Source organism: Pedobacter immunditicola, from assembly GCF_037482985.1.
In the GTDB taxonomy this organism is placed as follows: domain Bacteria; phylum Bacteroidota; class Bacteroidia; order Sphingobacteriales; family Sphingobacteriaceae; genus Pedobacter; species Pedobacter immunditicola.
Map to the genome: position 1 here is coordinate 314036 of NZ_JBBHKC010000003.1, position 21559 is coordinate 335594.

22 protein-coding genes, 2 tRNA genes and 1 pseudogene are annotated in these 21559 nt (G+C 38.8%); 13 read left to right on the plus strand and 12 right to left on the minus strand.

Translation table 11 applies throughout. The annotated features are described in order from the left end of the window. Window position 1 precedes the first annotated feature (1 nt). The 4 genes from WG905_RS06410 to WG905_RS06425 form a co-directional block, all read right to left on the minus strand. Entirely contained in the window at window positions 2-772 is a 771-nt protein-coding gene (locus WG905_RS06410; RefSeq protein ID WP_339590878.1) for a glucosamine-6-phosphate deaminase, read from the minus strand. 46 nt (window positions 773-818) lie between these two features. Continuing rightward, window positions 819-2006: an N-acetylglucosamine-6-phosphate deacetylase gene (gene nagA / locus WG905_RS06415; RefSeq protein WP_339590879.1), complete on the minus strand. Its 1188-nt coding sequence runs from the start codon at window positions 2004-2006 to the stop codon at window positions 819-821. Window positions 2007-2156: 150 nt separating this feature from the next. Next, complete coding sequence (locus WG905_RS06420) at window positions 2157-3167, minus strand: hypothetical protein (protein WP_339590880.1); 1011 nt, start codon at window positions 3165-3167, stop codon at window positions 2157-2159. Next, window positions 3148-3663 carry a P-loop nucleotide/nucleoside kinase family protein gene (locus tag WG905_RS06425; protein ID WP_339590881.1) on the minus strand — a complete coding sequence of 172 codons (516 nt, stop codon included), beginning with the start codon at window positions 3661-3663 and terminating at the stop codon, window positions 3148-3150. The genes WG905_RS06420 and WG905_RS06425 overlap by 20 nt, the downstream gene beginning before the upstream one ends. Window positions 3664-3683: 20 nt before the next feature. Between WG905_RS06425 and WG905_RS06430 the strand changes: the two genes are divergently transcribed. Next, the gene (locus WG905_RS06430; protein WP_339590882.1) at window positions 3684-4802 is read left to right on the plus strand and encodes a glycosyltransferase; all 1119 of its coding nucleotides are present in this window, start codon (window positions 3684-3686) and stop codon (window positions 4800-4802) included. 23 nt (window positions 4803-4825) lie between these two features. After that, window positions 4826-5908, plus strand: coding sequence for an FUSC family protein (locus WG905_RS06435; protein ID WP_339590883.1), 1083 nt, complete (start codon window positions 4826-4828; stop codon window positions 5906-5908). On the opposite strand, the gene WG905_RS06440 is transcribed toward WG905_RS06435, so the two are convergent. The 3 genes from WG905_RS06440 to scpC are packed head-to-tail and all read right to left on the minus strand — an operon-like array spanning window position 5899 to window position 8837. Further along, a complete protein-coding gene (locus WG905_RS06440) occupies window positions 5899-6177 on the minus strand; it encodes an Rdx family protein (RefSeq protein ID WP_339590884.1) in 279 nt (92 codons plus the stop codon). The genes WG905_RS06435 and WG905_RS06440 overlap by 10 nt on opposite strands. Window positions 6178-6203: 26 nt before the next feature. Continuing rightward, complete coding sequence (locus WG905_RS06445; protein WP_339590885.1) at window positions 6204-7286, minus strand: class I SAM-dependent methyltransferase; 1083 nt, start codon at window positions 7284-7286, stop codon at window positions 6204-6206. A gap of 54 nt (window positions 7287-7340) precedes the next feature. After that, entirely contained in the window at window positions 7341-8837 is a 1497-nt protein-coding gene (gene scpC, locus WG905_RS06450) for a succinyl-CoA:acetate CoA-transferase ScpC (protein WP_339590886.1), read from the minus strand. A gap of 247 nt (window positions 8838-9084) precedes the next feature. Here scpC and WG905_RS06455 point away from each other — a divergent pair, with 247 nt between their 5' ends. Further along, window positions 9085-10566 (plus strand): MFS transporter, encoded by a 1482-nt coding sequence (locus WG905_RS06455; RefSeq protein WP_339590887.1) that lies wholly within the window; start codon window positions 9085-9087, stop codon window positions 10564-10566. Between the two features lies 1 nt (window position 10567). Here the strand turns inward: WG905_RS06455 and WG905_RS06460 are convergent, their stop codons facing one another. Next, window positions 10568-10960, minus strand: coding sequence for a response regulator (locus WG905_RS06460; protein WP_339590888.1), 393 nt, complete (start codon window positions 10958-10960; stop codon window positions 10568-10570). A 239-nt stretch (window positions 10961-11199) separates the two neighbouring features. Between WG905_RS06460 and WG905_RS06465 the strand changes: the two genes are divergently transcribed. From WG905_RS06465 to WG905_RS06480, 4 genes and pseudogenes are all read left to right on the plus strand, one after another. Further along, on the plus strand, window positions 11200-11889 hold the full coding sequence (locus WG905_RS06465) for a DUF421 domain-containing protein (RefSeq protein ID WP_339590889.1): 690 nt from the start codon (window positions 11200-11202) through the stop codon (window positions 11887-11889). A gap of 9 nt (window positions 11890-11898) precedes the next feature. Then, window positions 11899-12369: an NUDIX hydrolase gene (locus WG905_RS06470; protein ID WP_339590890.1), complete on the plus strand. Its 471-nt coding sequence runs from the start codon at window positions 11899-11901 to the stop codon at window positions 12367-12369. A gap of 63 nt (window positions 12370-12432) precedes the next feature. Continuing rightward, window positions 12433-12508, plus strand: a tRNA-Lys gene (locus WG905_RS06475). 62 nt (window positions 12509-12570) lie between these two features. Further along, window positions 12571-12960: pseudogene (locus WG905_RS06480) on the plus strand (molybdopterin cofactor-binding domain-containing protein); the annotation flags it as partial. Window positions 12961-13116: 156 nt separating this feature from the next. Here WG905_RS06480 and WG905_RS06485 read toward each other — a convergent pair. From WG905_RS06485 to WG905_RS06495, 3 genes are all read right to left on the minus strand, one after another. Then, on the minus strand, window positions 13117-13455 hold the full coding sequence (locus WG905_RS06485; RefSeq protein WP_339590891.1) for a LytS family sensor histidine kinase: 339 nt from the start codon (window positions 13453-13455) through the stop codon (window positions 13117-13119). Window positions 13456-13496: 41 nt separating this feature from the next. Beyond that, window positions 13497-13826: a histidine kinase gene (locus WG905_RS06490; RefSeq protein ID WP_339590892.1), complete on the minus strand. Its 330-nt coding sequence runs from the start codon at window positions 13824-13826 to the stop codon at window positions 13497-13499. 424 nt (window positions 13827-14250) lie between these two features. Continuing rightward, a complete protein-coding gene (locus WG905_RS06495) occupies window positions 14251-15294 on the minus strand; it encodes a methyltransferase (protein ID WP_339590893.1) in 1044 nt (347 codons plus the stop codon). Window positions 15295-15474: 180 nt separating this feature from the next. On the opposite strand from WG905_RS06495, the gene WG905_RS06500 reads away from it, so the two are divergent. After that, window positions 15475-15627 (plus strand): hypothetical protein, encoded by a 153-nt coding sequence (locus WG905_RS06500; protein ID WP_339590894.1) that lies wholly within the window; start codon window positions 15475-15477, stop codon window positions 15625-15627. Between the two features lie 18 nt (window positions 15628-15645). Here WG905_RS06500 and WG905_RS06505 read toward each other — a convergent pair whose 3' ends face one another. Beyond that, on the minus strand, window positions 15646-17232 hold the full coding sequence (locus WG905_RS06505; protein ID WP_339590895.1) for a peptidoglycan-binding protein: 1587 nt from the start codon (window positions 17230-17232) through the stop codon (window positions 15646-15648). A gap of 82 nt (window positions 17233-17314) precedes the next feature. On the opposite strand from WG905_RS06505, the gene WG905_RS06510 reads away from it, so the two are divergent. The 5 genes from WG905_RS06510 to WG905_RS06530 all read left to right on the plus strand — a co-directional run bounded on the left by WG905_RS06510 (window position 17315) and on the right by WG905_RS06530 (window position 21551). Next, a complete protein-coding gene (locus WG905_RS06510; protein WP_431844503.1) occupies window positions 17315-17656 on the plus strand; it encodes a cupin domain-containing protein in 342 nt (113 codons plus the stop codon). Between the two features lie 127 nt (window positions 17657-17783). Continuing rightward, window positions 17784-17859, plus strand: a tRNA-Lys gene (locus WG905_RS06515). Window positions 17860-18205: 346 nt separating this feature from the next. Further along, a complete protein-coding gene (locus tag WG905_RS06520) occupies window positions 18206-18997 on the plus strand; it encodes an ABC transporter permease (RefSeq protein WP_339590896.1) in 792 nt (263 codons plus the stop codon). 7 nt (window positions 18998-19004) lie between these two features. Further along, on the plus strand, window positions 19005-20288 hold the full coding sequence (locus tag WG905_RS06525; protein WP_339590897.1) for an ABC transporter ATP-binding protein: 1284 nt from the start codon (window positions 19005-19007) through the stop codon (window positions 20286-20288). A gap of 3 nt (window positions 20289-20291) precedes the next feature. After that, window positions 20292-21551: a glycosyltransferase family 2 protein gene (locus tag WG905_RS06530; protein ID WP_339590898.1), complete on the plus strand. Its 1260-nt coding sequence runs from the start codon at window positions 20292-20294 to the stop codon at window positions 21549-21551. The last annotated feature ends 8 nt before the right edge of the window (window positions 21552-21559 follow it).

Sequence of the window (21559 nt, forward strand, 5' to 3'; positions counted from 1 at the left end):
ATTAGTTATTATTTGTTTTTCCCAGCAACCTGCTACTGTCTTTGTCCAGGTAAAGAATTGCCTCCTGGTGTTTCTTTAATATAGTAGAAGGATACTTTTCTGAAATTTCGCTAATTATTGTATAATACACCGCCTGCGCTTTTTTCTCCCCTGGCACCATGCAATATGCATATTTACTTTTAAATAATGCAGGTATAGTTAATGTCAAGGCATGCGTTGGTACTTCACTAACTTCTATAAAACATCCATCATTTACCTGCTGATTACGGCATTGCTCATCTAAGGTGACCACTTTTACCAAAGTACTGTCTTCAAAATCAGCAACATGGGGATCATTAAATGCAAGGTGGGTGTTTTCACCAATTCCCAGACATACAATATCGCATGGATATTTTTTTAACAGCATCTCATAACGTTTACACTCGGTTTCCAGGTCTGAAGCATTTCCGTTTAAATAGTGAACTTCATTAAAGGGAACTTTACCAAATAATTTATGACGTAAAAAATTACCAAAACCTTGCGGTGCGTCTGCTGGCAAGCCAATATACTCATCCATATGAAAAGCATTGATCTTTGACCAATCAATTTGTTTTTCAATTAGTGCAGCCAGGAACTCATTTTGAGATGGTGCCGCGGCAAAGATCATATTGACAGATTCCTGCGACTGCAGCAATTCATTAATTTTTGCTTCCACAGCAGCTGCAGCAAGCGCTCCCATTTCTGCCCGGGTTTCAGCGGTCACGACCTTCAATTGTTCAACTTCTTTAATCATTTTAATTTCTTATTACGGTCAATATTATTTAAACACTTATTGCTTTTTATTGATTTTCAGGTGCGGTATAAATTATTTCTCCTTTCACTATGGTGGTCTTAATATTGATTTGATTATCAAAAATTAAAATATCAGCATCTTTCCCTGCCACCAGTGAGCCCTTTGTATCTGTAAGCCCCATAATACGTGCAGGCGTACTGCTCATCATCTCCACAGCCTCCATCAGTGGAACCCCTGCCATGTCAATCATGGTACGAATCAAACGATCAGCGGTTGCTACACTTCCTGCAAAGGCAGATCTGTCCGGTAATTTTGCAACTCCATCTTCTACAATTACCTTTAAACCACTCTCTCTGTTTCCAAGAATACTATCCCCGGGTGGCATACCCGCTGCACGCATGGCATCAGTAACTAATGCGGTCCTTCCCGGACCTTTAATTTTATAAACCAATTTCAATAAAGGCTCAGGCAGATGTATTCCATCAGCAATAATTTCAACATCCATTTTATCGATGATAAAAGCAGCTTCTACAGCTCCGGCGTAACGGAATGCATTTTTTCTGGTGACCCCTGACATCGCTGAATAAAGATGGGTTGCTAATGTATAGCCATTTTCATAGCCTTCCAGTACTTCCTCATATATCGCATCGGTGTGCGCAAGGGCTACCAGAATTCCTTTTTCACGTAAGCGTCTGGAGAATAGTAAGGCACCCTTTAGTTCAGGTGCAGCACTCCAACGCTTTATGGCCGAGGTCCTTGACAAAATATCTTCGTACTCTACAGGATCAGGGTTACGGATATAACGCGGATCCTGTGCCCCCCTTTGACTCAATGCAAAATAAGGCCCCTCTAAATGTATTCCTAAAAACTGCGCACCTTTATGATTTATTTTGTTTGCTTCTTCATAACATTCAAGAGTTTTAAAAAGCACTTCTTTCTCAGAAGTTAAAGTAGTCGGCAACATGGAAGTGGTACCATACTTAGCATGTGTTTCAGCGATTTTTAAGAAAGCTTCTACAGAATTATCCATAAAATCATATCCGCCACCGCCATGGACATGAATATCCATAAAACCAGGTGAAATATATTGTCCTTTGGCATCAATTGTCTTGGCATGCGGAGCATCAATATCGCCATGGGCTACTTCCAGTATTTTTCCCCCGTCAACTAAAATAGTTCCATTTTCTATAGTGCGGTAGGGCGTAATGATTTTTCCGTTAAATATTTTAAGCATAGTAAAACTGAGTTATGATTATTCAATCACTAAACGAACCCAAATATAATATTTGTTTTCGTGTACGTACACGAATCTTGTAAAAATGTCATTTTTATTTTAACTTTTAATTTTGTGACGTCATGAAGTGTAGAAATCCATTGTAATAACTTAAAATTCAAAGGAATATTGTTTGATTAAATTTATATAACGTTCTGCTGATTTGATTTTTTCCTCATACAACATCGGATCACTCATTTCCAATGCATTAAGCAGGTAAACCTTGGCCCTGATATTGGCACGATAATATTTAAAATACTTAAATATTAAAGCCGTTTCTATACTTTCCTTATTTCCGGAATACTGGTGATAAAATTTATGGAAGTGTTCACTCAGGTCATTTCTGCCATAGGCATCCAGGTCCATGCCTAGAAAAGCAATCTCATCCAGGATGTCCATTTCTCTAAGTTGATCATTGAACTCTATGCAATCAAAGATGACCGGCTCATCATACAAAAATATATTCCCCATATGCAGGTCACCATGTACATCCCTCACAAAGCCATTTACAGCTCTCTCTTGGATGTACAAGTGATGCTTTTCGAGAAAAAGATTTGATATTTCAATGGCATCATTAATAACATGGTGAAAAGTTTCAGCAAGGGGAGAAATAATTAATTTCAACACATTTTCAATGTCATTGAACCTGCTTTTGATCGCATCGATATCTATGGCTTTTTTAATTATGGTTGATTCCTGATGAAATTCAGCTATCTTTTTTGCCAGCTTTTCTATTTCTCTGTCTGTTACCTGATTATTTAGGAGCAGTTTATCCATTTCCCTGGAGGTATCCATTCTGGTCATGAGTACCGCATAGTCAACTATTTCTCCCTCCTGGTTGATAAAAGAATACTTATCATTTTTTTTATAAATAGGAATAGATCGTAGATACATGTCGCCCGCCAGTCGTTTATTCAATTCAACTTCCCTCTTACAAAAGTGTTTTCTTTTTTCAAGGGTAGAGAAATCAAGAAATTTAAAGTCAACCGGTTTTTTTATTTTGTAGGCATGTTTTTCTGTCAATATCACCCATGAAATATGAGTTTGAATTAAAGAAAGTTTGCTATTACCTTCTTGTAATTCTTTGCAATTCATGAGCTGATCAATATCCTGCTGTTTCATCTTGAAGATTTTTAATATAAACCACTGCCCTATTTAGCATTTCATCAATAGATTCCTGATCCGAATGCAACATCAGATGATCTTCGTCTAGTTGTTCGAATTCTTCTTTTATTTTTAAATAGACATCAAAATCAGCTTCACTGTCTGGTCTTTTATGACGCAATCTTTCACGGATCACCGATTCATCCGCTTTAATTTCTATAAAATAAAGTTGGTGATGAAGCTCCCTGGCTTTCTCTATAAACAGGTTACGTATATGTCTCTTATTGAAGGTTGCATCCAATACTACATTTTGTTGGTACTTATTCGCGTCTTCCATTAGTTGTAACATAGCCTGGTAAACAGATGATTTAGCCTGCTCTTCATAATGGCCCATTTGCAGCAAGTCCTTTCGAACAGCATCACTGCTAATATGCAAGGCCTTGATTTTTAAAGCAAACTGTGAAGCGAAGTATGTTTTTCCGCTACCTGGTAGTCCGAAAATTGCTATATTCATTTCTGTAAATTGCAGAATTTATGGCAGCAAAAAAAATACTTCTATTTTTTCCGTTTAACCTGTTATCTCATTACTTAAGATGCCTGGTTCTGGCTGATACCTATAATAAAGCCGAATATTCAATTTACTTCTTGAGTTCTGTTTCTTATGATCATTTTGTTTTAAAGCATGGTTATAAAACTTTTGACTGTCTGCAATTTGATGTTAAGCATGTCATGGGATGTGCAAAGGAATTTGACTTTTCCTGGTTAAATAAACCGGTACTTGAGAAAATTATGCTTGCCCAGGTTGCCGCAATTAAGAAATTAAATGCTGACCTGGTTATTGGTGATGTTGCCCCCACATTAAAAATGGCCGCTGAGATCACCGGAATTCAATATGTTTCCTTATTAAATGGCTATATGACCAGGTACTATGCCCTAAACAGAAAAATATCAAAAACCCATTTTACCTATAAGTTACTAAACGGTTTACCCCCTCTGCTGGTGGTATGGTTGACTAACATTGGTGAAAATATATCATTTAAGAAAATTCAGCAGCCCTTCAATTTACTGCGGTTAAAATATGGGCTTCTTCCGTTGCCCAATTATCTTTGTGAGATTGAAGGCGATGTCGGTCTGATTTGTGATTTGCCAAAGCTCTTTCCACAGAAAAACCTACCTTCTTCCTTTCAATTTGTTGGTCCCCTTGTCTACCAATACCAGGAGGAAAACAGCTCCTGGCTCACCGATATTCCTTCCAACAAGAAAGTCATTTGTATTTCATTAGGCAGTACCGGAGATTGGACAAAACTTGGGTTTTTAAATGATTCCTATTATGCTAAATATACCATTGTGGCTACGGGTGATACAACGAAAGTGTTGTCAGCTGCTCATGTTGTTTCCAGAGATTTTGTAAATTTAGCACAACTGCTTAAAAGATCTGGGTTAATGATCTGTCACGGTGGAAACGGAACAATCTATCATGGTATAATTAATCAGGTTTACATGCTGTGTTTGTCTTCTCATTTCGAACAGGAATGGAACATCGATGCGCTGGAAAGAAATGGATACGGGAAATCAGCGGATAGTTTTACAGAACAAGACTGGAGAAATGAAATTGAAGCAGGTATGAAGAACTATGTTTCAAGGGTTTTTTAAAATATTTATGCTATATTATTCAGATGACCCCAGTTAAACGTCGTAAACGTCTCAGGTACACCCGACATGCTGTTCGTAGCCTCTTACAACTTAATCCAAGTCCCTGGCGATGGTCGGTTGGTGTTGAAGCGGGAGTGGCCATACTGTTGCCAATGGGATTGTTTACACTGCTTGGCAACCAGACTTTTGGATTAATTGCTGCCTTAGGCGGATTTACAGCCTTGTATTGTGCTAAACTTCAGCGGAACGACCGCGTCAAGGTTTTGCCTATTTTAGCGCTTGGTTTTATTGTCTGTTCCACTTTAGGCGTATTGTGTTCAGGAAACGAGTGGTTAACAATCGCCTGTCAGATTTTTGTTGCCGCAATGAGCTGTTTGCTATCAGTAGGCTTCGGAATTGGCTCCCCGGGGCCATTGATGTTTGTATTGGTTGCTGCTTTAAGTGGCCGGATGGCAAATACAGTCAACTTACAACATACTTACCTTCAGGAATACACCATTCCTTTGCTAGTTGCCCTTGGTAGTATTCTGGCCATCCTTGTTGTGCTTGTACCCCTCGCTATACCCTCCTTTCGAAAACGTCTTGGTACTGCGTCAGGTTTGCAGGCATTATATCCTAAATTAAAACTGGATAAGCAAAATACAACTGTGATTGTCCGTGTAGTTATTGCAGTAACCCTGGCTAGTTTTTTAAGCAAGCCATTAGGTGCCCACCGTGCTTATTGGGTTGTCATTTCTACAATTGCCATTTTGCAATCGGGGCATAACCGGCGCTTAACCAATATCAGGGCGCTGCACAGGGTACTGGGTACCCTATTCGGTGTGTTAATTTTTGAAGCAATCATGCTTATAAAGCCGAGCGGCCTGCTATTGGTTTTGATGATCGCTACGCTTCAATTTGCTACCGAGGTGGTGGTAGGTCGCAACTACGGTCTCGCATTATTGTTTATTACCCCCCTTGCCCTTACTAATTCCACTGCCGGCGCCACTGGAAATATCAACATCACAGTACAAGGCCGCATGTCGGATATGCTTTTTGGGGCAGTTATCGCTATGTTGGTGTTTTGGATTGGAGAGTGGCTAAAACAGAGAAAGGCTTATTTATGATCCGTGTGACCCAGATCCATTTCCGGATTTACATAGTCTCTAACCAGACGCTTTAGTTCCTTAATTTCCGGAAAACGCTGCATTTCTTTCCTGTCAAATATGATTACATCATCAATTGAAATGATAAAAGCACCACCTGTTTCACTGGGAATCAGGCTTACGCCCTTAATTGCATCGGTAAATGTGTTTAACAGTTCCTGCGCCATATAGGCTGAGCGTAACATCCATCCGCATTTTGGACAGTACTCAATTGAAATTAGTGGCTTCATGGTGTGTTTTTTGATAATTGGTGAATTTAAGCATTATAATTAAACCTGACTTCCCCCACCCCTTTTTCCTGAATCAGGACTTTATATTTTAAACCCATATCATACAACAAGGTATGGCTGATCACTGATACTTGTCTGGCTGCCTGAATTACATTTTTTGTCGCTGAAAACTGGTTCTCTAAAGCCTTTTTGAATCCTAAACCAAGGAGAAAATGGCACTGATCGGTATAACCGCAAGTTCTTAAACCATATTTCTCCCCCCAGTGGATTAGCGCGGAAAAGTTAACATGTGCAGTAATATCCTGCTGGCCCACATGATCATACAGGTTGTCAGAAATTGAATGATGACAATATCCCAGGAGTGTACCTTGACTTCTGCCTTGTTTAAACAATTCTGCTATCAAATACCCATAATCAATGGTAAGCACAAAACCCCGGGTTAGGGATTGGGCAATGGTTTTTAACCATTCGAGCGCCTGCAGGTTAATTTCTGTACGGAAACCCTTGGACAGCTCCATCCCTAATTCTTGTAGGTAGCCTTTTAATTCCTGACTGGCTGGTTTCCAAACCTCTTTAAAGCCATTTTCATACGTTATGTAAGCTTCCAGGAGTTCATCTTCCATCAGCACCGGGTGTACTGCAAAATTATCCAGCAACTCATTGGATAGGATACAGCCAGTTATAGCAGAAATCTCCTCAATAGAATTGAACCAGGTTACCTTATCAGGCAAGTGGCTCCTTTCAATATGGCGCATCGCAGCACTTTTCTCAATGATGCAATAGTTTAGCTGTTGATACAATTTTTCATTGTGTTGAAGGTAATCCAGTATGTCATGGCATAGGCTGCCCTCACCTGCACCATATTCGACAATGGTAAAACTGTTGCTGCCCAATGCTAACCACATTTCCTCCAGCTGTTTGCCAATCATTGCCCCAAATACAGGTGTGAGACAGGCGCTGGTATAGAAATCGCCGCCGCTTCCAATTTTATTCCTGCCCGAGGTATAATAGCCTAATTCCGGGTAGTATAAACACGTTTCCATGAAATCATGGAAACGGATCTGACCTTCATCCTGTATCTTTTGTATAATGATTTCCTGAAGATTCATATGCTGATTATCACCTAGGTAATAACAAAATAATCAGGCTTTGTTTGTGAAATGTTAGTCAACAGCTTTCATTGTTCCCGTTTCTTTTAACCTGGTATGCCAGCTAAAAGCTTCCTGCAACAAGTGTGGTGTTTGTCCGCCATTTAAACAAGCCCTTTCAAAGTAATCATTCAATTGTTCCCTATAAAATGGATGCACACAATTGTCAATAATTTTTCTTGCTCTTTGTCTTGGTGCAAGACCACGAAGGTCGGCTAAACCCTGTTCAGTTACAATTATATCCACATCATGCTCTGTGTGATCCACATGGGATACCATAGGAACAATGCTGGAAATGGAATTTCCTTTAGCCAAAGCCGAAGTAACAAAGACACTTAAATAAGCATTACGGGAAAAATCACCAGAGCCGCCAATTCCGTTCATCATATGTGTACCATGAACATGTGTAGAATTAACATTTCCATAAATATCACATTCCAAAGCAGTATTCATCGTAATCACACCCAGGCGGCGAATTACTTCCGCTGCATTGCTGACACTTTGTGGGCGCAACACTATTTTGTTTTTATATTTTTCAAAATCACTGAAAATGCGTTTGTAATAACTTTCAGAAACTGTAATTGATGACCCCGATGCAAATGTCATTTTACCCGAATCCAATAGGTCAAAAGTGCTATCCTGCAATACCTCAGAGTACATCGTTAAGTTTTCAAAGTCACCTTCTCTAAAACCATCAAGTACTGCATTGGCTACTTTACCGATTCCTGCCTGTAATGGAAGTAATGATTTAGGGAGGTTGCCAATACTCACTTCATTGGCGAAAAAGCTAACCAGGTGTTTAGCAATCATTTTTGTAGCCTCATCTGGTGGTGCAACTTCTGCAGGTGCATCCACTTTGTTGGTCATCACAATTCCAATTATTTTCTTGGGGTCAATGGGAATCGTGGTTCTTCCTATTCGGGTATCTGCTGCGACGATCGGGATTTCTGAACGGTGAGGGTAATCACCGGTGGAAAACAAGTCATGCAAACCGCAAAGAGAAAACGGCACTGCCAGATTGACTTCAATAATAATCTGGTTGGCAAGTGCCGCAAAAGCACCGGAATTACCGACAGAAGTAGTCGGGACAATACTCCCATCCTCTTCAATTAAAATAGCTTCTAAAACTGCGATATCAATTTTTGGAAAATTATTAGCCTTTAATAAATTTGCCGTTTCACCCAAATGCTGATCAATGAACATGATTTCGCCATTATTAATGGCTTTACGCAAAATAGGATCTACCTGAAAAGGCAATCTTAAAGAAACTGCTTTCGCAGCTGCCAATGCACCATCAGTACCATAACCTAACGAAGCTCCGGTCATCAGTGTGATTTTAAGCGGATCGGTTAAAGCCCTTTCTGCCAGCGCAGGAAGAACAGCTTTACTGTCTCCCGCTTTTGTAAATCCACTTGATCCAACCACCATTTTATCTTTAAACATTGCTGCTGCTTGTTCAGCAGTCATTATTTTATCAATTAATTCGGTTCTTTTAATTCGGTCTTCGTACATGTTATGTTTTTTATGGACTATTCTATAAATGCATTTATCTTAATCATCCCATTTCAATTAAACGGGCGGTCATCAAAGATAATCAAGCAATATGGAGTCATTGTTGGGTTCCTGTAAAAATGTTAATCCGGTTCATGCCTGCATAAAATGCAAATTAAATTCTAAACTCTATATAAAAAAAATTGTTATCCATGAGGATCACGATTGAATACAAGCCCGAAACAGTTTAGGCTAAAATATAGTGGCTATGGATTTGAAGCCTAAGGAGTTTTTAACTGAAGAAGAAGTACAAAAAGGACTGAAAGTAGTAATATGGGATGGCTTAACTTCTGAAGTTATGACTTCTTTTACTGGGGGAGCTTTCCTGGTTTCAATGGCGCTATTGCTGGGTGCCAGTAATGTAGAAATCGGGGTGTTGGCAGCTTTGCCGATGTTCACCAATATCTTCCAGCTCTTATCCATCTGGTTGGTGGGTAAATTTAATAACAGGCGTGCCGTAACTGTTTATTGTGCATTTCTGGCTAGGTTTCCATTAATCATTGTTGGAATCCTGGTGTTAACCTCTTCAAGCACCTCCATTAACGTCCTTATCTTTTTTCTCTTCTTTTATTACCTGTTTGGCTCTATTGCGGGGCCAAGTTGGAATTCATGGATGAAAGACATGGTGCCAGAAAACATGTTGGGAGATTATTTTTCCAAAAGAAGCCGGTATACGCAGACATTAAATGTAGTGTTGAGTCTTAGCCTTGCCTTGCTGCTGGATTTTGTGAAGAGTTTTTATATGGAGTATGAATTAACGGTATATGGCGTTTTCTTTATTGCCGCAGGTATTATCGGTATTATTGGAGGCGTTATATTGTCAAAAGCACCCGAACCACAATCTTACTTATCTAACACAAATATTTTTGCCTTGTTTAAACGGCCAATGCAAAATGAAAATTTCAAAAGACTGCTGCTATTTAATTCTGCATGGGTATTTGCCCTAAACATCGCTACCCCATTTTTTATTGTGTTTTTGCTTAAAAGCATGAGGTTGCCAATTTCTTATATCATTGTTTTGGCGACAATCAGTCAGATTTTCAGTATTCTAACCATCCGTACCTGGGGAGCTTTTTCAGACCGGTACAGTAATAAAAGCATCATTTCCATAAGTGCACCCTTATATATTTTATGCATGATAGGTTGGTGCTTTGTAGGTAGTTTCCCTCATCTTTATGCTAACATGGCCTTACTGGTGGTTATTCAAATGATTAGCGGAATGGCCACCTCTGGTATTAATCTTTCGCTGACCAATATTGGTTTAAAGCTTTCTCCAAAGAAAGACGCTATTGTATATTTATCTGTTAAAAACATTATCACTTCGGTGTTTTCGTCTATCGGACCCTTAATCGGCGGTTTCCTGGCCGATGTCTTTGCTGATAAAAGCCTTTCACTCGGTGCCCGCTGGATTAGTCCAGGTGTGAATCAAGTGATTCGCGTGGTTTCCATCCATGACTGGAAATTTCTGTTTATCATCGGTGCATTATTGGCCTTGATATCCTTAGAATTGTTAATTGGCGTAAAAGAAGTCGGGGAAGTAAATAAGGATGTTGTTCGCCGGATTATGCGTAAAAGTATCAGGAGTAATTTAAAAGACTACTTTTTAATAGGCGACCTGATACATATGCATCAGCAATTGAAGGCTGTGGTGCGGAAAAAGGAAAAAGATGGGAAGCAGGATAAAACCTAGGTTATGTTAAGTGATCTACATAATCACAATTAATTGGCGAAATTAATTCATTGATTTGTTGCTCCAATGTATTCAGGTCAAATGGCTTTTGTATAAAAAGATCGCAGCGGTAGCGCTCAAGCGATAATACCCGTTCAGGGAATGCGGAAAAAATAATTACCGGTAAAAGGTTATACTTATAACTGCTTTTTATTTGATAACATAACTCACCACCATTGGTTCCTTTGAGAAGGAAATCGAGAAGTATAACATGTGGGTTAAAAGTATCAATTACATCTAAGATGTTTTTAATTTCTGAAATACCCTTTACTTGAAACCCATCTTGACTTAGCCACTCATTTAGGATTTCTAAAACAGCCTGATCATCATCAATAATTAAGATTTTTCTTTTCATGACTATATCAATTTAGGAGGAGGATAATCACAAAGAAATATAATTTCTTCTGCGTGTATATACTTAATTACAGTATAAGTTGCAATTGATATAAATGTACAATTTATTTTTAATCAATAGCATTATTATCATTAATAATTATTTATTTATAAAAATAGGTATTTATACGGCTCTAAGCTGGGTAAGATCAAACATTTAAGCGAATATGATGTTTGCTAAACATACAAACCAGTAGCGATATGGAAGTAGATTGGCATAGAATACTTTTTAATGATGAACCTTATTCCTTCTTCCTTGAAATATTATTTCGTACCCCGCTGATGTTTTTGGCGGTGGTGATCATTTTGAGATTTACGGGTAAAAGAGGGGTCCAACAACTATCTATATTCGAGATGGTGATGATTATTACTTTGGGATCTGCTGCAGGTGATTCCATGTTTTATAAAGACGTTGGTCTGTTTCATGCTGTTGCCGTATTTGTCATTATTCTGGGCATTTATCGGCTGATCATTATGTTAATCACTAAATATGAGAAAGTTGAATTGCTTTTAGAAGGCAAGCCTATGTATATCATTAAACATGGGAAGCTTAGCTTAAAGAGTGTCAATGGCCAGAATTTGGGTTCTGATGAGTTTTTTGGCGAACTCCGAAGCCATAATATCGAACACCTGGGGCAAATCAGGTATGCAATATTGGAAGATACCGGAAGGATCAGTGTGTTTTACTTTCCAGATGACGAAGTTTTACCGGGTTTGCCGATTTTACCTGATGATTATAATAAAAAGCAACAACAGATTACGAAACCAGGACTGTATGCCTGTGCTAAATGTGGCAGTATTTATCCTATGGAAATCACTGATCTGGTCGTTTGTGAGAATTGTGAGCATAATGAATGGGTTGAAGCTTTAGATCGGAGAAGAATTACTTAAGTTGTGTCAATGGGAAAAATCAGTGCTGGTATATTGCTATATAAATTGGAGAAAAGTCAACTGTTGTTTTTTCTGGTTCATCCCGGTGGTCCCTTTTTCCGCCGTAAAGATGAAGGCTGGTGGACAATTCCTAAAGGCGAACCCTTGGAAAATGAAGAGCCGCTCGATAATGCGTTGAGGGAGTTTGAAGAAGAGACCGGATACCGGCTGGCTGGTGATTTTATTAAATTAAAGCCGGTCACACAAAAAGGCGGAAAAAAGGTTGAATGTTGGGCTGTTAAGGGAAACCTCGATCCTGAAACCATTGTATGTAATACTTTTGAAATGGAATGGCCACCTCGGTCAGGTAAGCTTCAAAGTTTTCCTGAAATTGATAAGGCTGCATGGTTTGATTTCAAGCATGCTCAAGTGAAGATTAACGAACGTCAGCTTGCCTTTTTGGAGGAACTATCTCTGATTATTGACTCTTCCTCGAAATAATTGTGAGATAAATTAGAATATGATAAAAATAAATCTATCTTTGCACCCTCTTAAAAGGGGAATGATTCCGTAGCTCAGCTGGTAGAGCATTACACTTTTAATGTAGTGGTCCTGGGTTCGAATCCCAGCGGGATCACCAGATTCATCATCAAAACCTAAAAACCCTGCAATCGTATAGATTAGCAGGGTTTTTACTTTTATGGGAACTCCAAACACCGTGGTGTCTCTGCTTATTTTTGCCATAATTCTTATGTAGCAGAAGTTGTAGATGTAGTCATGAAAAACAATGCTCCCCACGTTGAAAAAGTGGTGGCTGCGATTGACTGCGGTATTGTGGTTAACAAAGATGCTGCGACCAACATGGCTGAAGGTGCTATTATTGACGGTATCGGAAACGCGCTCTATGGAGAACTTCCTTTCAAAGACGGAGCGCCGCAAAAGGACAACTTCACGACCTACCGAATGATCAGGATGAACGAGGCACCGAAAACAATTGATATACATTTTGTTCAAAATGAGTACGACCCTACTGGTATGGGAGAACCTCCTTTTCCACCAGTTTTTGCGGCAGTGGCCAACGCACTTTATTAAATCTGGAGCCGGATGTGTTTTTAACCAGTTTATGGTCTGACCCACACTTTCGGTATTTCCTGACACCTGAATAGTCGGATCAATTTCTTTTAAAATTTCTACTAAGCTTTCATAAGCCGCTGTTTCATCTTCAACGATCAGTACCTTCATATACGATTACTTTAGTGGTAAATAAACAGTAAAAGTAATCCCATCATCTTCAATTTTTATTGATCTTCCCGTTAATAACAAAAAGCGGCTCTCCAGGTTTTTAAGACCAGTACCATTGGTTACCGGACTAGATAGTTTTGGAAAAATAGGGTTTGAAACAACCAATTCGCTTTTATCGTTAAAATAGATATCGATGATCATTTTGTGATCGCTATCAATGATATTATGGACAACGATGTTATCAAGAAGCGGAAGGATTGACAGCACCGGTAGTCGATAGGCTAACATATTTTGATCCATGTAGACGTTATACTCCATTTTGTTAGCAAAGCGGACTTCCATCATATAGCGAAAGGAATTTACAAAGGCGAGCTCCTCTCCCAGGCTTACCAATCCTTTTTTATCACTTTGCAGGATATAGCGAAAACATCCGACAGCTTACTCACATAGGTCAGTGTTATTTCATCATTTTTTTTTCGGATTAAGGACGTTAGGCCATTCAGTGAATTGAAAAAGAAATGTGGATTAATCTGGTTAGTCAGTGCATCGTAACGGCTTTGCAGGCTTTTTATCGTTAACTCCTCAATCTCCTGCTCTTTTTTCCTTTTTTCGGTATATAGAACGATGATATGCCCAATCAGGGAAACCAGGATGGAAACAACAAAAAACTGAAACAGCACTAAACTACCGTAGTGCCTGACTTTTGTGAAAACCAAAAAAGAGATTCCTCCATAAATAGCATAAGTTATAATAGAACTTATCGTACTGAAAATCAGCCGTTTCTTAAAGCAAGCGGACTGTAGATAGTGTAAATTAAGTTTGATGAGGCTGAAAATCAAGCCAACAAAGAATGCATATCGAAATAAGAAAAAAACGATATGATTGTTCTTTTCCGATGATTGTAGTCCTTTTAATTCGAAGGGCAGCCAGGTTATATCAGGGTATATCACAAATATTGCGGACACCAAACTGATTAAAAGCAACTGATAGGAATTGTATTTATTTAGCAATTTACTCCTTTATTTATTGAGGTAATTAAACCTTTTTTTTATAAACATACAACTTCTGTTTCTAAGTGAAGGATGTAATTCTATGAAAACGAATAATGAAGGACAAAAGCGAAAATAGAATTATAGAATTTCACTTATAGGCGATTGCAGCACTTGATGGCCCTGCCAATGGAACTAAGGCAGTGGATCTGAAACCTACGGTCTTCGCCCAATTGTTGAAATCGTTGAAAGTATAGTCAAAACCCTTTCCGGTTTCGATAAGCATATTGATACTCATCATCAGGCCGAAGGCGTTTTGTTTCCTGTCATTATCAATCACACTTTCTATGGCAACAAAAGCACCCCCTTCCGGAACGGCCTGGTAGGCCTTTCTCATCAGGTTTATTTTTTTCTCTTCATCCCAATCATGGAGAATGTTGCCCATGACAACCACATCTGCTGCCGGAATGGGATCAGTAAAAAAATCTCCAGATGCCGTATTCACCCTGTCTGCCAGGTCAAATTGTTCGATATTTTCCTTTGCAATAGGTTCTACGGCAGGTAAGTCAAAATTTGTGCAGGACATATGGGGCTGGTGCCTGGCCACTAATAATGACAATAGGCCACTTGCCCCGCCTACATCAGTGAGGGTTTTATAATTGGAGAAATCAAATTTTTGAGCAAAAGCCATAAAATTGAGCTTTTGGATACCACTCATGGCATTGATAAATTCCCTTAATTTTTCAGGAGTTTTGTAAAGGGCCTCGAAAAGATTTCCGCCTTCATTCTTCGCCTCATTTTGCGGAAGGCCGGTCAGCAGCCCTTCTTCCAGGTTGCCCCAATGCTGATACAAACGATTGTTCAGCATTTCCAGTAACCCACCAATATAAGATGATTTGTTTTTGTCCAGGTACACATCGGTGTGAACATTGTTAGCATATTCAGCGTTTTCCAGTATTCCCTCCCGGGTCAAAAATTTAAATGCCGTGAGCGTGTCCAGAAAGTCATATACATTTCTGTCAGTACATCCAAAGTTTAGCGCAGTTTTGATTTGTTTTGCAGACATCGTTTTTTGCTCGGCAAGCAATGTAAACAGTTGAAATTTTACTGCTGTTAACAGAATTTTTGAAGCCCAGAATCCGGTTCCTATTTGCATGATGCTTTCCGGAGATGGTTGGTTGATTTCTTTTTCCATGATACCTCGGATTTTAATGGTGATATGCTTTATCAATGAACAAACGCTTGTTTATTAAGTTTTTAACAAAGCAGAAATAAAGCAAAAAATGCCGTCATTTTGATCATAAGGAAAAGAACTGCTATGGTTGACTTACGGTTCAGTAAGCATAGATGAAAGGATCATTTAAAGAAGGGTTGAATGAGCGCTATACCTGGCAGTGGTTTGAGTCTGGCCTGCTACCCAATTTCCGGTACCAGGTCGGTAGCAGGTCCGGTGGAGGTCGATGTTGGTAGGGCCTGGTTTCTTGGTCTACCCTTCGCTGATTTGAAAGATAAAGCAACGTTTCTTTAATGCTACAGCAGTGACGCTTTAATGCTGAGCCAATCTTTCTTTTAATTGTTGCAAAAACAACGATTCTGGTAATAAGCCAGCCATGGGTTGGTTAACTCCATCCACATAACCGTAGGGGTATTGTGGAAAAGGTGTATTTTTATTAACCGTGCCATATCCGCCGATCACATAATTCTGGGCTGTTGGCGGTTTCTGGCAGGTCATAATTCCATGCTGTCCATCTTCTCTTCTTACATCACAATTCCAAAGCACACTGTGCGCATTGGCCCAGCCATGACCGGTGCCATAACTCCCGCGGTTATAGATACCGAGCACTAATTTATTCTTTGGCATGGTTCCTATATCTTTAAAGTTATCAAAAAGCATGGCCATCGACCATTGGCGATGGCCTTCTGTTGTGGCATAAGGATCGACAGATAAACAATTAAGGTATACAATTCCCGCCACGGTAGTGGTGCCGTTAGAAACATAATTATGTCTTCCCTTTTTCGCTATACAATCTTTGAAAAGGATCTGTCCACAATAATCATCTACACTAAAATTATATCTCCGCCCTCCTTTGATCAGGGACACCGGGTCTTCGGCAATACAATTCAATACAGAAACTCTTTCTGCATTGACAAAAGAAAAGCCTGACATGGAGAAATTGGCCGCGGACACATCTTTAATCCAAGAATCTTTTACACCAGCCATTTGCAGTGCACTTTTAGCATGGTCTTCATCGTTATCTCTTTCTTTCCAGTCCAGAATTTCTATTCGCAAGTTTTCTATGCCGATATTGGATTTCACATCATCTTTTACCTTGTAGATAACAGACTGCGAAAGTTTTCTGTTTAAATGATTATAAAAGGGCACGTCTATAGTCACCTGGTTCCCCTTAATTTTAGTGATGGTCCTTTTGAAAACAATTGGCCTGAAACCAACCGTCCATTTGCCGATCGTATCATCCGCTGTACCACCATAATCAACTGCTTTCAACCAATCTTCAGAACATGGATGCTCAATGACAATCAGGTCTCCTATCTGATAAGGCTTTGCGTCTTTTATTTCGAAGGAATTACTGCTAACCTGCACAAAGTCGGTAACGATATCAGTTTGAAGCGTTGCCTTCTGCCATTTTTTTGTACCGCTCCCTACCACCATGATGTTTCGCTGGGCAGGTGAATTTCCCCTGCCATAAATTACCGTTGCTTCATCCGGATTATTGCCGGAGCCCTCGCCCCTGATCACCAGACCATCAACATCAACATTAATTATTCCATAGACATCATATTTACCCTTTTTAAGGAGTAAAACGCCTCTCTGCCCATGGTCATCTTTTGGGACATTTTTACTTGCTTGTATAGCCTTATTGATATGATCGGTATTGTCGCCTGGTATAGGAGAAATGGTTCTAATCACGTTTTTGATTGCGGGAACATCCACATTACTGTTTTTGTAACCTGCGAAACTAAAATCCGGGATACGGTTGAACTCTTTGTCCTGGTTATAAACTAGTTTGTTATTCTCAAATTTAACCATGCGGTTATCCGCTGAGGTTTGGGCCTGGATAGATACATTGAGCGTTAAAATGGATACTAAGGCAATTAATAAGTACAAGGGCATAAAAAATCTTTGGCTCTAATATAGTATTTAATTGGTTGAAGGTTTATATTGGCAGTTGATTAGGAATTGAATTTAATTTAAGATGATGTTACAAGGGAGTTTATTTCAACTGGAAGACCAAACTGAATGGGATGATTTGGGTAATGGAATCATGCGGAAAATTTTTGGTTACGATGACAAGATCATGCTGGTGAAAGCTAAATTTGAAGCCAAAGCAGTTGGCACATTACATGAGCATCACCATTCGCAGGTGACCTATGTTGACAGTGGTGTTTTCGAAATGACGATCGGTGAAAATAAATGTATCATCAAAAAGGGAGATGGCTATTATGTGCCGCCACATGAAATACATGGTTGTGTTTGTATTGAACCAGGAATTTTAATCGATGTATTTACGCCTTTACGTGAGGATTTTTTAAAATAAAAGGTCAGGCAAAGCTTTCAATTGCTTGAAATTACCAGCAGAATGAATCATGATTTCAATTAATTTCAATTAATATTTTGAACTTGACTGAAAGTTTCTATCTTTGCACCCTCTTCAAAAAGAGAATGATTCCGTAGCTCAGCTGGTAGAGCATTACACTTTTAATGTAGTGGTCCTGGGTTCGAATCCCAGCGGGATCACCAAACAAAAGCCTTCAAATCAATGATTTTGGAGGCTTTTTTGGTTCTATACAAAATTTTCTATCGCCATTAATAAACAATCGTTTACACAAGATATACACACTTTTAAAGTGGTTTAACGTTGTAAAACAGTGTTTTTATCCTTTAAATCAGGATTTCACTTTTTTGTCTCCCTTCCCAGTTGTAACCCTGTAATCAATTTGATAGTCAGTATGTTAAGGAAGTATAACAGTAAAATATTTTATAGTATTTTACTTCCTATAATTACACTCATAATTTTAATATGTCGGGTTCGGAGAATAAATTAAAATGGGTCATTCAATCTAAAAGCAGCTACTTTGATTTTAATTTGAGTGAACTTTTTTCCTATTATCACCTGCTGTTTAGGTTAGTGAGGAAAGAGTTTTTAATAAATTACCAGCAAACACTTTTAGGACCGCTATGGGTTTTATTTCAACCAATCCTCACCACTCTTACCTATGTATTTATATTCAATAAAGTAATTGGTGTTGAAGTTGGTGGAAAATTGCCGCCTGTTTTGTTCTACTTCTCCGGAATTGTGCTGTGGAACTTTTTTAGTGAAAGCTTTTTAGCAACTTCTAAAGTTTTTCGTGATAATTTTCATTTGTTTAGTAAGGTTTATTTTCCAAGGTTAATTGTACCATTAGCTTTAACTATTACACAGTTTTTTCGTTTTCTTATACAATTAGCTTTACTCATCATCATTTTAGGCTATTTTATTTTATTTAAAGGTTTCCATATCACCTTTACCTGGTACTTGCTTATGCTTCCGTTAGTTGTTTTTACAGTGGGAATGATTAGCCTTAGTATAGGGCTTTTCTTTTCTATTATTACCGCAAAGTATCGTGATCTAACCAATTTCGTCGAAATATCGCTAAGACTTTTAATGTTTGGAACACCCATTATATATCCCTTGTCCTTAGTGAAAGAAAATATCCGATGGGTTGTGGAGCTCAATCCTTTAAGCTCTTTATTTGAATTGTTTCGCCTGGGCTTGTTAGGTGAAGGCATCGTATCTCCCTACCAACTTCTATATAGCATGGTATTTATGACCGTGTCTTTTTTTATAGCAATCTTATTATTTAACAAACAAGGAGCTAAACTCATTGATGTAATATAGGCAGGCCATGGCAGAAAATGTATTGGAGATCAATAAGATTTCAAAATTATACCGGCTGGGTGAGATCGGTTCGGGTTCTCTAAGGCAGGATTTGAATTACTGGTGGAAAACATCCGTTCTTAAAAAGGATGATCCTTATTTTCTCACAGATGATACACCTCACCTATCCAATCAGAATTTATGGGCACTGAATAATGTTTCTTTCGAGGTAAAACAAGGTGATGCTCTGGGGATTATTGGTAGCAATGGCTCGGGCAAATCTACCCTACTTAAAATCCTGTCCAAGATTGTGAAGCCTACTAAAGGCTCAATTAAGGGTACTGGCAAAATTAGTAGTATTCTGGAAGTAGGTACTGGTTTTTATACTGATCTAACAGGTAGAGAGAATATATTTATCAGTGGTTACACCTTTGGAATGAACAAACGTGAAATACTGCGGAAATTCGATGAAATAGTTGAGTTTTCTGGTATTGAAAAGTTTTTGGATACACCGGTGAAAAGATATTCCTCGGGGATGTACGTTCGGCTTGCTTTTGCGGTCATTGCCCACCTGGAACCGGATATTTTAATTGTGGATGAAGTTTTAGCAGTTGGTGATGTAGATTTTCAAAAAAGGTGCTTTGCTAAAATGAAGGAGGTTTCACAAAATGAAGGAAGGACAGTTCTTCTGGTGAGTCATTACACACAAGCTGTTCAGAACCTTTGTAATAAAGCTTTATGGTTAAACAAAGGTGTGGTGAAAGATATGGGTGACTGCGCTGGAGTGGTTAATAAGTATCTCGCCAGTAATCAGCAGTTTAATCTTAAACAAAGCTGGGGTGCTGAGAATGCTCCCGGCAACGATTTTATCCGTTTTAAAGAGGTTGCACTGATTCCACAATTTGTAAATGCGGATGATTCTCTTGATATCAGAACACCGTTAACTGTTAAATTTAAATTCTGGAATTTATCCGACGATATTTATATTTCTATCGGCTTGCATCTCTTTTCTTATACCGGAGAATGCATTTTTGATAATCAATCTTTTTCAAAGCATTTTGATAAAGGACTTATTGAAGGTGAATGTGTCATCCCCGGGAATTTTTTGAATGATGGCTCTTATTATATTTCTATCCAAATAACTGGCGATGATTCGATTCCCTTATTTTACTTTGAAGAGTGCATGTCTTTTGATCTGGAAGACTACAGGTCTGAAATGAAATGGTGTGGTAAATGGATGGGTGCTGTACGTCCTCATTTCCCCTTTCAGATCGAACAGACGACTTTTAATTTAGAACTCTATCTCAAATAAAGTATGAAAGTGTTTCTTCCCTATATCATCCACCATATTGAGCTTAACAAGTCACTAGTCAATCCGAAATTTGAAACGAAGGGCGCAGGGAGTTATGTGGTTTTTTGGTGGAATGACATCGGATTGGGTCAATGTTTCATAGATCCTGATCAACACATGTCAGAAAGTGATTATGATGAACATCTGATTAGAGCCATTAAACCATTTATATCATTTTATTCTAAACATTTACTGAATAGCAATGAGGATTGGGAAGGTTGGATCAGGCTTAAAAAACTCGACTGCTGGAATGAGTGGATGAGAAAGGTACTTGATAAATTTACATCAATCACTATTCCATTTACTGTTCCGGTGTCTGTCGTAATTTGTACACATAACAGGGCTGCTCAATTACAGCAATGCCTTTTGGCGATTAAAAAGCTGGAGTGCCAGCCTGAAGAAATTATCGTTGTGGATAATGATCCCGCTGATGATTCAACCAAAGTTGTAGTGGAAGGTTTTCAGGGCCTTAAATATGTCAGGGAGCCCAAAAAAGGCCTTGATAATGCAAGAAATACAGGAATATGGAATTCCACACAAGCTATCATAGCTTTCACCGATGATGATGTAATTGTTCATCGTTTATGGGTTTACCGCATTTGGGAAACATTCCGGGATCAAAAAGTTGGAGCAATGACGGGGTTAGTCATTCCTTTAACGCTTGACACTGAAGCGCAGTTTATTTTTGAAAAGCATTGGAGTTTTAACCGTGGTTATATAGAAAAGATTTATGATGAAAATTATTTTATATCGGCCCTGCCAACGGGCCCCCCTGTTTGGGAAATTGGTGCTGGAGCAAACATGGCTTTCCGGAAATCTATTTTAAATAAAACCGGGTATTTCAACGAGATCCTTGACGTCGGAGCCGCAGGTTGTAACGGGGATTCAGAATTGTGGTTTCGGATATTAGCTAAAGGATACTCCATTTATTATAACCCAATGTGCATTGCTTTTCATGAACACCGGCAAGAATTAAAAGCATTAAGAAAGCAATTGTTCTATTACATGCGGGGTTTCACAACAGCCGCCCTTGTTCAGCAAAAACAGCTTCCGGAAGCTGACTATAAAAGACATAGATTAAGGCAATTTCCCAGGTATTATTTGAAATTGTTAGTGAAGGGTTTTCCCCACAATCGTTTGCGCTTAAAGACCATCTTCGCGGAAGTCTGTGGCATCATTTCGGGACTAAGATTCTATTACAAACATCATCGGGATTTTTTATAGATTAAAAA

What these genes read in the sequence shown, in the direction of transcription:
- WG905_RS06410 (WP_339590878.1), bottom strand. Translation starts at nt 772, where the DNA reads ATGATTAAAGAAGTTGAACAATTGAAGGTCGTGACCGCTGAAACCCGG.
- nagA (WP_339590879.1), bottom strand. Translation starts at nt 2,006, where the DNA reads ATGCTTAAAATATTTAACGGAAAAATCATTACGCCCTACCGCACTATA.
- WG905_RS06420 (WP_339590880.1), bottom strand. Translation starts at nt 3,167, where the DNA reads ATGAAACAGCAGGATATTGATCAGCTCATGAATTGCAAAGAATTACAA.
- WG905_RS06425 (WP_339590881.1), bottom strand. Translation starts at nt 3,663, where the DNA reads ATGAATATAGCAATTTTCGGACTACCAGGTAGCGGAAAAACATACTTC.
- WG905_RS06430 (WP_339590882.1), top strand. Translation starts at nt 3,684, where the DNA reads ATGGCAGCAAAAAAAATACTTCTATTTTTTCCGTTTAACCTGTTATCT.
- WG905_RS06435 (WP_339590883.1), top strand. Translation starts at nt 4,826, where the DNA reads ATGACCCCAGTTAAACGTCGTAAACGTCTCAGGTACACCCGACATGCT.
- WG905_RS06440 (WP_339590884.1), bottom strand. Translation starts at nt 6,177, where the DNA reads ATGAAGCCACTAATTTCAATTGAGTACTGTCCAAAATGCGGATGGATG.
- WG905_RS06445 (WP_339590885.1), bottom strand. Translation starts at nt 7,286, where the DNA reads ATGAATCTTCAGGAAATCATTATACAAAAGATACAGGATGAAGGTCAG.
- scpC (WP_339590886.1), bottom strand. Translation starts at nt 8,837, where the DNA reads ATGTACGAAGACCGAATTAAAAGAACCGAATTAATTGATAAAATAATG.
- WG905_RS06455 (WP_339590887.1), top strand. Translation starts at nt 9,085, where the DNA reads ATGGATTTGAAGCCTAAGGAGTTTTTAACTGAAGAAGAAGTACAAAAA.
- WG905_RS06460 (WP_339590888.1), bottom strand. Translation starts at nt 10,960, where the DNA reads ATGAAAAGAAAAATCTTAATTATTGATGATGATCAGGCTGTTTTAGAA.
- WG905_RS06465 (WP_339590889.1), top strand. Translation starts at nt 11,200, where the DNA reads ATGGAAGTAGATTGGCATAGAATACTTTTTAATGATGAACCTTATTCC.
- WG905_RS06470 (WP_339590890.1), top strand. Translation starts at nt 11,899, where the DNA reads ATGGGAAAAATCAGTGCTGGTATATTGCTATATAAATTGGAGAAAAGT.
- WG905_RS06485 (WP_339590891.1), bottom strand. Translation starts at nt 13,455, where the DNA reads ATGATGGAAGTCCGCTTTGCTAACAAAATGGAGTATAACGTCTACATG.
- WG905_RS06495 (WP_339590893.1), bottom strand. Translation starts at nt 15,294, where the DNA reads ATGGAAAAAGAAATCAACCAACCATCTCCGGAAAGCATCATGCAAATA.
- WG905_RS06500 (WP_339590894.1), top strand. Translation starts at nt 15,475, where the DNA reads ATGAGCGCTATACCTGGCAGTGGTTTGAGTCTGGCCTGCTACCCAATT.
- WG905_RS06505 (WP_339590895.1), bottom strand. Translation starts at nt 17,232, where the DNA reads ATGCCCTTGTACTTATTAATTGCCTTAGTATCCATTTTAACGCTCAAT.
- WG905_RS06510 (WP_431844503.1), top strand. Translation starts at nt 17,315, where the DNA reads ATGATGTTACAAGGGAGTTTATTTCAACTGGAAGACCAAACTGAATGG.
- WG905_RS06525 (WP_339590897.1), top strand. Translation starts at nt 19,005, where the DNA reads ATGGCAGAAAATGTATTGGAGATCAATAAGATTTCAAAATTATACCGG.
- WG905_RS06530 (WP_339590898.1), top strand. Translation starts at nt 20,292, where the DNA reads ATGAAAGTGTTTCTTCCCTATATCATCCACCATATTGAGCTTAACAAG.